11 protein-coding genes are annotated in these 11606 nt (G+C 67.8%); 6 read left to right on the forward strand and 5 right to left on the reverse strand.

Annotated features, from left to right (window positions below; all coding sequences use genetic code 11):
- Positions 1 to 66: 66 nt before the first annotated feature.
- Complete coding sequence (gene greB / locus SLW56_RS01460) at positions 67 to 573, forward strand: transcription elongation factor GreB (RefSeq protein ID WP_017911327.1); 507 nt, start codon at positions 67 to 69, stop codon at positions 571 to 573.
- Positions 574 to 615: 42 nt separating this feature from the next.
- Here the strand turns inward: greB and rimO are convergent, their stop codons facing one another.
- Positions 616 to 2004: a 30S ribosomal protein S12 methylthiotransferase RimO gene (gene rimO / locus SLW56_RS01465; protein WP_152236092.1), complete on the reverse strand. Its 1389-nt coding sequence runs from the start codon at positions 2002 to 2004 to the stop codon at positions 616 to 618.
- A gap of 156 nt (positions 2005 to 2160) precedes the next feature.
- Here rimO and SLW56_RS01470 point away from each other — a divergent pair, with 156 nt between their 5' ends.
- From SLW56_RS01470 to SLW56_RS01480, 3 genes are read left to right on the forward strand one after another with little or no spacing between them, the layout of a single operon-like run.
- Positions 2161 to 2823 carry a dienelactone hydrolase family protein gene (locus SLW56_RS01470; protein WP_320694253.1) on the forward strand — a complete coding sequence of 221 codons (663 nt, stop codon included), beginning with the start codon at positions 2161 to 2163 and terminating at the stop codon, positions 2821 to 2823.
- Positions 2824 to 2831: 8 nt separating this feature from the next.
- A complete protein-coding gene (locus tag SLW56_RS01475) occupies positions 2832 to 3239 on the forward strand; it encodes an HIT family protein (protein WP_152236094.1) in 408 nt (135 codons plus the stop codon).
- 28 nt (positions 3240 to 3267) lie between these two features.
- A complete protein-coding gene (locus SLW56_RS01480; protein WP_003467495.1) occupies positions 3268 to 3435 on the forward strand; it encodes a DUF5668 domain-containing protein in 168 nt (55 codons plus the stop codon).
- A gap of 79 nt (positions 3436 to 3514) precedes the next feature.
- Here SLW56_RS01480 and SLW56_RS01485 read toward each other — a convergent pair whose 3' ends face one another.
- From SLW56_RS01485 to apbC, 3 genes are all read right to left on the reverse strand, one after another.
- Positions 3515 to 4042: an RDD family protein gene (locus tag SLW56_RS01485; protein WP_152236095.1), complete on the reverse strand. Its 528-nt coding sequence runs from the start codon at positions 4040 to 4042 to the stop codon at positions 3515 to 3517.
- A 40-nt stretch (positions 4043 to 4082) separates the two neighbouring features.
- Entirely contained in the window at positions 4083 to 4655 is a 573-nt protein-coding gene (dcd, locus tag SLW56_RS01490) for a dCTP deaminase (protein ID WP_010340509.1), read from the reverse strand.
- Positions 4656 to 4785: 130 nt separating this feature from the next.
- On the reverse strand, positions 4786 to 5637 hold the full coding sequence (gene apbC / locus SLW56_RS01495; protein WP_152239691.1) for an iron-sulfur cluster carrier protein ApbC: 852 nt from the start codon (positions 5635 to 5637) through the stop codon (positions 4786 to 4788).
- A 767-nt stretch (positions 5638 to 6404) separates the two neighbouring features.
- Between apbC and SLW56_RS01500 the strand changes: the two genes are divergently transcribed.
- Both SLW56_RS01500 and SLW56_RS01505 read left to right on the forward strand, forming a co-directional pair.
- Positions 6405 to 9161 carry a TonB-dependent receptor gene (locus SLW56_RS01500; RefSeq protein ID WP_295969721.1) on the forward strand — a complete coding sequence of 919 codons (2757 nt, stop codon included), beginning with the start codon at positions 6405 to 6407 and terminating at the stop codon, positions 9159 to 9161.
- 285 nt (positions 9162 to 9446) lie between these two features.
- Complete coding sequence (locus SLW56_RS01505; protein WP_267099147.1) at positions 9447 to 9836, forward strand: cupin domain-containing protein; 390 nt, start codon at positions 9447 to 9449, stop codon at positions 9834 to 9836.
- Positions 9837 to 10010: 174 nt separating this feature from the next.
- Here the strand turns inward: SLW56_RS01505 and SLW56_RS01510 are convergent, their stop codons facing one another.
- Positions 10011 to 11576, reverse strand: a complete 1566-nt coding sequence (locus SLW56_RS01510) for a tetratricopeptide repeat-containing sulfotransferase family protein (protein WP_295965594.1) — start codon at positions 11574 to 11576, stop codon at positions 10011 to 10013.
- Positions 11577 to 11606: the final 30 nt, after the last annotated feature.

Genomic DNA, 11606 nt, shown 5'->3' on the forward strand with positions numbered 1-11606 from the left:
GCCTGCGGGTGCGCAAGCCGCAGGCACGCGCTAGCATCGCCACCCCGCTCCACCGCAGTCGCACCGATGAGCCGCTGGCGTCCCCCTGCCGAAAAAAGCACCGCCCTGATCACCCCGGAAGGCCATGCCCGGCTCAAGGCCGAGCTGGAGGAACTGTGGCGGGTGCGCCGCCCCGAGGTGGTCAAGGCGCTGGCCGCGGCGGCGGCCGAGGGCGATCGCTCGGAGAACGCCGAGTACACCTACCGCAAGAAGCAACTGGGCGAGATCGACCGCCGCGTGCGCTACCTGAGCAAGCGCCTGGAAGCGCTGCGCGTGGTCGCCGAGGCGCCGTCCGACCCGCAGGCGGTGTTCTTCGGCGCGCACATCGAACTGGAGGATGCCGACAGCGGCGAACTGCGCCGCTACCGCATCGTCGGCCCGGACGAGACCGACGCGGCGCGCGGCTGGATCAGCATCGATTCGCCGCTGGCGCGTGCGCTGCTGAAGAAGCGCGTCGACGACGAAGTGGAAGCACAGCTGCCCGGCGGCCGCCACAGCTTCGTGGTGGTGGCGGTGGACTACGCCGCGCCGTGAGCGCGCGGCGCCGTGGCGCCACGCATGCCGCCGCCTGCAGCGTCAGAGCACCCGCAGATCCAGCGGCGTTGCCGACGACGCCTGCGCCGGCAGGGCATCGCCGAACAAGTCGTGCTCGTCGCTGTCGGTGATCTCCACCTGCACCAGATCGCCCGGCTTCAGCCCAAGCTCGCCGCCGTTCTGGATATGCACCAGGCCATCGATCTCCGGCGCATCGGCCTTGGAGCGCGCCACCGCGATGCCGTCCTCCAGCAGGTCGACCAGGCACTCCTGCACCGTGCCGATCTTGGCTTCCAGGCGCGCGGCGGAAATCGCCGCCTGCCGCTCCATGAAGCGCGCCAGCCGCTCCTGCTTGAGTTCCTCCGGCACCGGATCCGGCAGCGCATTGGCGCTGGCGCCTTCCACCGGCGAATAGGCGAAGGCACCGACGCGGTCGAGCTGCGCTTCGTCCAGGAACTCCAGCAACTGCTCGAACTCGGCGTCGGTCTCGCCGGGGAAGCCGACGATGAAGGTCGAACGCAGGGTGATTTCCGGACACAGCGCACGCCAGCGCTGCACGCGCTCCAGGGTGCGCTCCACCGCGCCCGGCCGCTTCATCAACTTGAGGATGCGCGGGCTGGCGTGCTGGAACGGGATGTCCAGGTACGGCAGCAACTTGCCCTCGGCCATCAGCGGGATCACGTCGTCCACGTGCGGATACGGATATACGTAGTGCAGGCGCGCCCACGCGCCCAGTTCCGACAGACCCTCGCACAGCGCCTTCATCCGCGTCTGGTAGGCGCGGCCACGCCACTCGCGCTCGGCATACTTCAGGTCCACGCCATAGGCCGAGGTGTCCTGCGACACCACCAGCAACTCGCGCACCCCACCCTTGACCAGGCGTTCGGCCTCGCGCAGCACCTCGTCGACCGGGCGCGACACCAGGTCGCCGCGCATCGACGGAATGATGCAGAAGCTGCAGCGGTGATTGCAGCCTTCGGAGATCTTCAGATAGGCGTAGTGGCGCGGGGTCAGCTTGACGCCGATGTCGTCCTCGGCGCCCCGCGCGCGCGGCAGCAGGTCCACGAACGGGTCGTGGCGCGGCGGCAGCGCCGCATGCACCGCTTCCATCACGCTCTGGTAGTCCTGCGGGCCGGACACCGCCAGCACGTCCGGATAGGCCGCGCGGATCTGCTCCGAGCGCTTGCCCAGGCAGCCGGTGACGATGACCTTGCCGTTCTCGGCCATGGCCTCGCCGATCGCCTCCATCGACTCGGCCACCGCCGAATCGATGAAACCGCAAGTGTTGACCACCACCACGTCGGCCGCGTCGTAGCTGGGCACGATCGCATAGCCCTCCACGCGCAGCTGGGTGAGGATGCGTTCGGAATCGACAAGGGCCTTCGGGCAGCCGAGGCTGACGAAGCCGACTTTGGGGGTCGCGAGAGACATTGGGGCCGGGGTCCGGGGGCCTGGGAGAAAAACAGCGCGCGAAGTATACCGGGCCGGGGCCGCCGGCGCGGCCCGGCCCGGTATGCGCCCGCTCACCCCGGCTTAGCCTGGGCCATGGATAATCCGCCGCTTCCCCCACGCCACAGGAATGCCGCCATGGGCCACTGGACCACGCTCGACACCGCTCACGGCCAGGTCTCCGCCTGGCATGCCCTGCCCGAGGGCACGCCGCGCGGAGGCCTGGTCGTCATCCAGGAGATCTTCGGGGTGACCGACTACATCCGCGAGGTCGCCGACCGCTACGCCGCGCACGGCTACGAGGTGCTGGCGCCGGCGCTGTTCGATCCGGTCGAGAAGGACGCGCAGCTGGCCTACGACCAGGACGGCGTGCGCAAGGGCCTGGAACTGGTCGGTGCGCTCGGCTTCGACCGCGCCCTGGACATCGTGCAGGCGGCCGCGCAGGCGCTGGCGCCGGCCGGCAAGGTCGGCACCCTGGGCTACTGCTGGGGCGGCAGCGTCGCGCTGCTGTCGGCGCTGCGCCTGGGCCTGCCCTCGGTGAGCTACTACGGCGGCCGCAACACCCAGTTCCTCGACGAAACGCCGAAGGCGCCGGTGCTGTTCCACTTCGGCGCGCAGGACGGCAGCATCCCGGCCGAGTCGATCCAGCAGCACCGCGAAAAGCTGCCGCAGATGCAGACCTTAGTGTACCCGGCCGGCCACGGCTTCGACCGCCACGTGGACCCGAACCACTACGACGCCGACAGTGCCGAGCTCGCCCGCGAACGCAGCCTGGCGTTCCTCGCCGAGCACCTGGGCTGAGCCGCGGCGTGGCCGACTTCGTCCTCGACCCGCGGCTGCAGGCCGACAGCGCGTTCGTCGCCGACGGGCCGCTGTCGCAGGTGCGGCTGATGGACGACGCGCGCTTCCCGTGGCTGCTGCTGGTGCCGCGGGTGGCCGAGGCCAGCGAATGGATCGACCTGGACGGTGGCCAGCAGCGTCTGCTGCTGGCCGAGATCAACCAGCTCTCGCAACTCCTGCGGCACGAACCGGGCGTGCACAAGCTCAACATCGGCGCGCTGGGCAACGTGGTGCGGCAACTGCACGTGCACGTGCTGGGGCGGCACCCGGACGATGCGGCGTGGCCCGGCCCGGTGTGGGGCAGCGGCGCGGCGCAGCGGCTGCCGCCCGAGGAACTGCAGGCGCGTGTTGCGGCGTGGCGCCAGCGGCTACGATAGGCGCCCTTTTTGCGGAAGCCGCGCCTCCATGAAATCCAATGTGATCGCCGCCATCGTGCTGATCGTGATCGGCCTGGTGTTCCTGGCCAACAACCTGGGCTGGACCAACCTGAGCCTGGGCCGGCTGATCGCCACCTGGTGGCCGGCGATCCTGGTCGCGGTCGGCGTCGGCATGCTGTTCGGCCGCGGCAAGTAGGTGCAGCCGGGATTGGGGATTTGGGAGTGGGGATTCGCCTGGGCGATCCCCACCCCGCTACTGCGTCGCGGCCGCTGACTCAGCGGCGGACGTTGACCACGCGGGTGCCGGCGATCAGGTCGTGCAGGCAGCGCTTGTCCTGGCGGAAGATGAACAGCGCGTCCACCAGGGCGTAGATGCCGCCCACGATCGGCAACAGCGAGATCGCCTGGGTCGGCAGATAGCGCAGCGCGATCAGGCGCCAGAACGGCGGCTGCCCGCCGTCCAGGTCGGCGATGCGGATCCACAGCAGCTTCTTGCCCCAGGTCTGGCCACTCTTGGCCAGCGGGTAGCCCTGCACCAGCAGGAAGATCACCATGCCCAGCACGCCGTAGCCGAGCGTGGTCAGGAACGGCACCTGCACGCCGCTGCGCGCGGCCTCCATGACCTTGCCGAAGTAGCCGGTCAGCGCCGCCACCGGCAGGAACGTCGCCAGCGAGATCACGCCGTCGATCAGCGCCGCGCCGAGGCGCTCGCCGCGTCCGGCCAGGGTCTCACCGTCGGCGATGCCCGGCAGCGCGGGCGGCAACGCCGCGTCGGGGGCCTGGTAGGGATTGGGGTCGTTCATTGCGCGCTCCTTGTGCTGTCGGAAAGAAGGGAGTGGGAGATCAGGTCTTGGGCAGGGTCACGCCGGTCTGGCCCTGGTACTTGCCGCCGCGATCCTTGTAGCTGGTCTCGCAGACGTCGTCGGCATCGGACTGGAAGAACAACATCTGCGCCACGCCTTCGTTGGCGTAGATGCGCGCCGGCAACGGCGTGGTATTGCTGAACTCCAGGGTCACGTGGCCTTCCCACTCCGGCTCCAGCGGGGTCACGTTGACGATGATGCCGCAGCGCGCATAGGTGCTCTTGCCCAGGCATACCACCAGGGTGTCGCGCGGGATGCGGAAGAATTCCACCGTACGCGCCAGCGCGAAGCTGTTGGGCGGGATGATGCACTCGTCGGCCTCGATGTCGACGAAGCTCTTGGGGTCGAAGTGCTTGGGGTCGACGATGGTCGAGTTGATGTTGGTGAACACCTTGAACTCGCGCGAGCAGCGCACGTCGTAGCCGTAGCTGGAGGTGCCGTAGCTGACGATGCGCTGGCCGTCGACCTGCTTGACCTGGCCCGGCTCGTAGGGCGCGATCATGCCGTGCTGTTCGGACATGCGGCGGATCCAGCGGTCGCTCTTGATGCTCATGGGGGTTCCTGATGCCGGTGGCGGCGGCCGCAGCCTGCGCGCCGGGAGCGCGGCCGACCGATGGGGCCGGCCGCAATGACCGGCGATTCTAGCCGGTCGCGGGGCGTTCGCGGCAGGCGCCGCGCGCCGCTCAGCCCAACGCCGCGGAGATCGGGATGGCCGCGCGCGGGCGCTTGCGCAGTTCCTCGGTCAGGCGCTGCGCGGTGGCCAGGTAGGCCTGCGCCGCGGCCGAGTCCGGCGCGGCCGCCACCACCGGGGTGCCGGCATCGCCCTGCTCGCGGATCGCGATCGCCAGCGGCAGCGATCCCAGCAGCGGCACACCGTACTGCTGCGCCATGCGCTGGCCGCCGCCCTCGCCGAACAGGTGCTCGACATGGCCGCACTGGCTGCAGGTGTGCACCGCCATGTTCTCGACGATGCCCAGCACCGGCACTTCGACCTTCTCGAACATCTTCAGCGCCTTCTTCGCGTCCAGCGTGGCGATGTCCTGCGGGGTGGTGACGATCACCGCGCCAGCCACCGGGATCTTCTGCGCCAGGGTCAGCTGGATGTCGCCGGTGCCGGGCGGCAGGTCGATCAGCAGGTAGTCCAGGTCGTCCCACAGGGTATCGGCGAACAGTTGGGTGAGCGCCGAGGTCGCCATCGGACCGCGCCAGATCATCGGCGTGTCCTGGTCCACCAGCAGCCCGATCGACATCGCCTCGATGCCGAAGGCGCGCATCGGCTCGATGCTCTTGTCGTCCGGACTGTCCGGGCGCCCGCTCAGGCCGAGCATGGCCGGCACGCTGGGGCCGTAGACGTCGGCATCCAGCACGCCGACGCGCGCGCCCTGGCGCTGCAGGGCCAGGGCCAGGTTCACGGCAGTGGTGGATTTGCCCACCCCGCCCTTGCCGGAGCCGACGGCGACGACGTTGCGGATGCGCGGGTGCGGGGCGAGCTTGGGCTGGACGGCGTGGGCGGGGAGACGCGGGCGATCGGTCATCGGGAAACTCAACAAGAAAGCGTCGGCGACGCAGGCCAGGCATGCGCGCGACGGAAAGGAAACCATGGACCGCACACGGCGCCGCGGGCATCGGCAGCGGCGCGGGCCGCACAGACACATGACTATACAAGTGCACCGACGCACGGTCCCGCGCCGCGGGCGGCGCGAGCGCTGGCGGATTTTGCGCAAATGCCGCGTGGCACGGCCTGCGACCGACCTTTCAGCTCCGCCATCGCGCGCCTCGGCACCGGCCCGCGCAGACGCCGGGATCGCGGCGCGCCATGCCGATGCGGCGGTCACCCGCACTTGCACGCCCCACGATGGCGAGTCGCGCTCACCGAAATGGTGCGCCGGTAGCCGGGCCGCGCTGCCGGCGGTATCGGGATCGCCCAGTCGTCGCAGGCCTTCAGGGGCACGGCCCGCCACGCCCCACATCCGTTCAGCAACCTATACAACGAATGCCCCGCAATGGTGCAAAGCAACGCGAAATTTGTCTACGTCGGTGCCGCGGCCCGACGTTCGCCGACATTTCCCGCCTGATCACCGCAGTTTTTGTTGGTAGACGAAAAAAGTGACACCCATGTACAAACCGCGTTAAGTCCGTGTTACGTTTGGGTTGATCGCAGGACGCGATCCCACTTTCAAGGCACACGTCGCGGCACGAGGCCCCTCGCCTTATCGATTGATTTTCGGGGAAGAGAAAGATGACTGTCCGTCATACTCGTAGTTTCAAGCACAGCCACCTGAGTGCCGCGCTGGCCTCCGCCATGCTTGTCCCGGCCGCGTTCGCCGCCTTCGCGCAGGACGCCACGACCGACGACAAGACCGATAAAGCGACGAATCTCGACAAGATCACCGTCACCGGCTCGCTGATCCCGCAGACCGAGATCGAGACCGCCACCCCGGTCACCACGATCAACGCCGAAGAAATCAAGGCGCGCGGCTTCAGCACCGTCGCCGACGTGCTGCAGAAGAGCTCGTTCGCCACCGGCGGCGTGCAGGGCGGGCAGAGCTCGGGCACCTTCACCCAGGGCGCGAAGACGGTGAGCCTGTTCGGCCTGCCGCCGGGCTACGTGAAGTACCTGATCGACGGCCGTCCGATGTCGAACTACCCGGCGCTGTACAACGGCAGCGACACGTTCAACAACATCAGCGGCATTCCGATCGACCTGGTCGACCGCATCGAAATCCTGCCGGGCGGCCAGTCGTCGCTGTACGGCTCCGATGCGATCGCCGGCGTGATCAACGTCATCCTGAAGAAGAAGATGGACGGCGCGGTGTTCAGCATCCGCGGCGGCGGCTTCTCCGAGGGCGGCGGCAGCAACTTCCGCACCACCTTCGCCGACGGCTGGACCTCGGCCGATGGCCGCACCAGCATCCTGGGCGGCTTGCAGTACGAAGAAAAGGATCCGATCTGGGCCTATCAGCGCAGCCAGACCAAGCAGTTCAACACGCAGGGCTACAACGCCCAGCTGCCGAGCCGCGACTTCCTGGTCTACAGCCCGTTCACCAGCTACAAGTTCCTCGACCCGAACAACTGCAGCAACGTGTCCGGCTTGTTCGGCGGCACCATCGCCAAGCAGCAGCGCCGTGGCTTCGGCGACGAGTATTACTGCGGCTCCAAGTACACCCCGGGCTACCGCACCCTGGACAGCGGCACCAAGTCGCTGCAGGCCTACCTGCACGGCACCCATGACCTGAACGACAACGTGCAGCTGTACGGCGACGTGCTCTACAGCCACGACGAGGTCAAGTTCAACGCCGGTTCCAACTACATCTGGTGGGGCACCGCCGCCGACTTCGGCTACTACTACGATCCGCAGGTGGACGACCTGCTGAACCTGCAGCGCTCGTTCGCGCCGGAAGAAATGGGCATCAACGGCATCAAGGACACGATGAGCCGCAACAAGAGCGACTCGGTGCGCGTGACCTTCGGCGCCCAGGGCCAGCTCGGCCAATCGAGCTGGGACTACGATGCCGGCGTCACCTACACCCAGTACAAGCTGGAAGAGCGCCAGCTGGTCCGCTACAAGAACGCGATCGACCAGTTCTTCATCGACAGAGTGCTGGGACCGCAACTTGGCGTTGATCCCACTTTCGGGTATCCGGTCTACTCGCCGAACTACGCGGCGTTCTACTCGCCGATCAGCCAGGCGGACTTCGCCAGCTTCACCGGCCAGGCCACCAACAAGAGCAAGACCTCCGACGGCATGATTCGCGTGCAGGCCACCAACGGCAAGCTGTTCAGCCTGCCCGGCGGCGACGCGGGCCTGGCCGTGGTCGGCGAGTACGGCAAGCAGAAGTGGGACTACGCGCCGGATCCGGTCATCCTCAACGGCGAAGTCTGGGGTCTGACCTCGGTGGCCGGCGGCGGCCAGCGCGACCGCTACGCGCTGACCTCGGAACTGCGCATGCCGGTGTTCGACCCGCTGACCATCACCCTGGCCGGCCGCTACGATGCGTTCAAGGCCAGCGGCCGCACCATCGACAAGCCGACCTACAGCATCTCGCTGGAGTACCGTCCTTTCGAGACCCTGCTGCTGCGCGGCAAGTACGGCACCGCGTTCCGCGCGCCGACCCTGTCCGACCTGTACCAGGGCCAGAGCGGCTACTACAGCAGCGTTGTCGATTACTACCAGTGCGCGCAGCGCGGCTATCTGCCGGGCAATACCGACAACTGTCCGCAGGCCTACTCGAGCCGTCAGTTCCGCGGTACGCAGTCCGGCAGCCTGGACCTGAAGCCGATCAACGCCGACGTGTGGAGCGCGGGCTTCGTGTGGTCGCCGGTGGACCGCATGGCGCTGACCGTCGACTACCTCAACTGGGACATCAGCGATGAAGTCACCCAGCAGAGCGCCGATGGCCTGAGCCTCCAGGACTACCGCTGCCGCGCCGGCATCGACGATGCCGCCTCGGCGCTGTGCCAGGCCACGTTCGCCCAAGTCACACGCAATGCCACCGGCCAGATCACCAACATCTACACACCGAAGATCAACGTCTCCAACCAGAAGCTGGAAGCGGTCACCGCCTCGTTCCGCTATGGCTACGACTTCGGTCGCTGGGGCGACCTGAGCACCATCGCCAGCTACAGCGAGAACCTGCGCCACAAGTACGTGCGCTATACGGGCGACACGCCGGTGGACCTGCTGAACGATCCGTACTGGAGCACCGACCCGAAGCGCAAGGCCGACGCGTCGCTGACCTGGGACATCGGCAAGTTCTCGACCACGTGGTACGCGAGCTGGTTCGACAAGACCCCGAACTACGCGGCGACCGTCGCACCGGCCGGCTATGCCTCCCCGCGCGCCGGCAAGCTGCCGTCGCACATCACCCACAACGCCAGCGTGACCTACAAGGCGTTCGAGGGCATGGAGCTGTCGCTGATGATGACCAACGTGTTCAACAAGATGCCGCCGCTGGACAAGTCGTACCCGGGCAGCGCGCAGTGGGCGTACAACGATTACAACTTCGATGTGTACGGCCGTGCGTACTACCTGGAAATGCGTTACTCGTTCGGCAAGTAAGCCGACACGCATGTCCTCACAGAGCCCACCCGCAAGGGTGGGCTTTTTTTTGCCTCGCATGCGCGGCCTACTAGGTCATTCCATCCATTGCAGGCGTCTGCCCGCGCGGCACGTCGGCGAGATTGGTCAAGCACACATGATTTGCGTACGACGGCGTTCCGCCGCCGTGGCCGTTGGCGCCGTCAGCCCATGCTGTAATCGCGCCCAACGCATCCGTCGCCGCCGAGACGCCCCCTCCTCGTCGTCGTATCCGATGCCGCAATGCATCCAGTGGAGATACCCGACATGGCGCGTCGCGACTTCGATCCCGCCACCTTCGCCGCGGACGGGCGGCCGGCAACCCAGGCACGGCTGTTCGATGCGGACACGCCGCCGCCGTGGCACGGCGTCGTCGCCGGCGCAGCCCTGGGTGGTGCGGTCACCGTCCTGACCTACGGCACCGATGCGATCGGCGACGGCCCGCCGCGCCACGTCCATCCGTACGACGAAACCTTCGTGGTCCTGGTCGGACGCGCGCGATTCTTCGTCGGCGACAGCACGCTCGAGGCGGCGGCCGGAGACGTGGTCTTCGGTCCCGCCGGCGTGCCGCACCGGTTCGAGAACCTGGGTCCTGGCCGTCTGCAGACGCTGGACATCCATCATTCGCCGACCTGGATCCAGACCGATCTGGACTAGGCGAGGCCAGCCACGCGCAGTGCGGCAATGCCGCGGCACACAGGAGCGCCACGGAAGAAGTGCGCAGCGCTCACCGCTCCGCACCACGCCTGCGCCACGCGCCAGCGTGCGCGCCGGATACCACAGCGACCGATCACGGAGCGGTAGAGACCGGCCGCGTGGCCGGCCCAGTGGTTACGGATAGAACGCCGACAACAGCGCCTTCAGTTCCTGCAGATCCTCGCCGTAGCGCTGCCAGCGCCCCATGTAGGAACGCGTCATCGACGTGCGTACCTGCACCACGCTGGCGGTCGCCACCGGCGCCTGGTTCTGCTCGAAATGCAGGCAGGCGTCGTCCCATGGCAGGCCGCAGAACTCCAGCAGGCGGCGCGTGGTCGGCTCCTGCGCATTCACCAGGTCCTCGTAATCGACCTGCAGGATGCGCTGCGGAAGCACCGCGTTCCAGTGCGCCATCAGCCGGTCGAACATCAGGAAGTAGCGGCCGACGTCCATCAGGTCGAAGGAATAGTCGTAGTACGGCGATGACAGCGCGAACAGTTGGCGGAAGTTGCTCAGGCAGGTGTCCATCGGATCGCGCCGCAGGCACACGATCTTGGCCTTCGGCAAGGCCCGCGCGATGTGGCCGGCGTAGAGGAAGTTGTGCGGCAGCTTGTCCACGAAGCGCGGCTTCAGCGCGGTGCCGGGGCGCGTGGATTCGACATAGCCGCGGCCGAGCGCGCGCCAGTCCAGCCCCTGCACCTGGCTCAGCGTGGTTTCGTCGAGGATCTCCGGCGACGGCGTGCCGGTCAGGCGCTTGAGCACCACCGAGAAGTTCTGCAGTTCGCCCGCCGAGTGCACCTGCGAATGACTGGACAGGATCCGGTCCACCAGGGTGGTGCCGCTGCGCGGCATGCCGATCACGAAGATCGGCTCCTCGCTCTCGAAGCCCGCCACCGGCGCATCATCGGCGCGGAAGCTCCGATGCAGGGCCTCGAACAGGCGCGCATCGCGCTCGGAGGTGTAGCCGCGCGCCCGCTTGTGCACCGACTTGCCCTGCACATAACCGCGGAACGCCGCGCGGTAGTCGCCGAGGTCTTCGTGCTCCTTGGCCAGCGCCAGGTTCAGGTGCAGCACCGCGTCCGGATCGTCGACGGCCGACGCCAGCGCGGCGTCGAGCAGCGCCAGGTTGTTCTCCTCCGGCGTCCACTTGCGCAGTTGCGACAGCGACAGGTACACCTTCCAGTAGCGCGGCTCCAGCGCCAGGCAGGCGCGGTATTCGGCCTCGGCCTCCTGCAGCCGTCCGAAGAACAGCAGCGAAGTTCCGAGGTTGTAGCGGAAGCTGGCCTGCTGCGGCGCCGCCTGCACCGCACGCGTGAACGCCTGCAACGACGCGGCGTGTTCGTTGACCTGGCTGTAGACCACGCCCAGCGTGTCCAGGGTATGTGCATCGGTGGGCTGCAGCGCCATCGCATGATCGGCGAAACGGTGCGCATCCTGAAGGAACCGGCCCATCGCCAACACCCGCGCCAGTTGCGCCGCGTAGTCGGCGCGTTCGGGATTGAGGGTCGCGGCCTGGTGCAGATGCACCGCGGCGACCTGCATCTGCTGCAACTCCAGCGCCGCCACGCCGGCGACGAAATGCACGCCCGGATGCTGCGGCAAGGCCTGCAGCAGATGCTGCGCGATCCGCAGCGCGTGCGGCCAGTCGCTGCGATTGAGCGCGGCGATGGCCTGGTTGTAGAGCTGAACCTGTTCGCTCATGGATGCGCCCGATCTCCCCTGGAAGGCTGG

Origin of the sequence: Xanthomonas sp. LF07-6, assembly GCF_034105445.1 — a bacterium.
Classification (GTDB): domain Bacteria; phylum Pseudomonadota; class Gammaproteobacteria; order Xanthomonadales; family Xanthomonadaceae; genus Xanthomonas_A; species Xanthomonas_A sontii.

What these genes read in the sequence shown, in the direction of transcription:
- SLW56_RS01470 (WP_320694253.1), top strand. Translation starts at nt 2,161, where the DNA reads ATGGGCCACTGGACCACGCTCGACACCGCTCACGGCCAGGTCTCCGCC.
- SLW56_RS01485 (WP_152236095.1), bottom strand. Translation starts at nt 4,042, where the DNA reads ATGAACGACCCCAATCCCTACCAGGCCCCCGACGCGGCGTTGCCGCCC.
- SLW56_RS01505 (WP_267099147.1), top strand. Translation starts at nt 9,447, where the DNA reads ATGGCGCGTCGCGACTTCGATCCCGCCACCTTCGCCGCGGACGGGCGG.
- SLW56_RS01500 (WP_295969721.1), top strand. Translation starts at nt 6,405, where the DNA reads ATGCTTGTCCCGGCCGCGTTCGCCGCCTTCGCGCAGGACGCCACGACC.
- greB (WP_017911327.1), top strand. Translation starts at nt 67, where the DNA reads ATGAGCCGCTGGCGTCCCCCTGCCGAAAAAAGCACCGCCCTGATCACC.
- apbC (WP_152239691.1), bottom strand. Translation starts at nt 5,637, where the DNA reads ATGACCGATCGCCCGCGTCTCCCCGCCCACGCCGTCCAGCCCAAGCTC.
- SLW56_RS01480 (WP_003467495.1), top strand. Translation starts at nt 3,268, where the DNA reads ATGAAATCCAATGTGATCGCCGCCATCGTGCTGATCGTGATCGGCCTG.
- rimO (WP_152236092.1), bottom strand. Translation starts at nt 2,004, where the DNA reads ATGTCTCTCGCGACCCCCAAAGTCGGCTTCGTCAGCCTCGGCTGCCCG.
- dcd (WP_010340509.1), bottom strand. Translation starts at nt 4,655, where the DNA reads ATGAGCATCAAGAGCGACCGCTGGATCCGCCGCATGTCCGAACAGCAC.
- SLW56_RS01510 (WP_295965594.1), bottom strand. Translation starts at nt 11,576, where the DNA reads ATGAGCGAACAGGTTCAGCTCTACAACCAGGCCATCGCCGCGCTCAAT.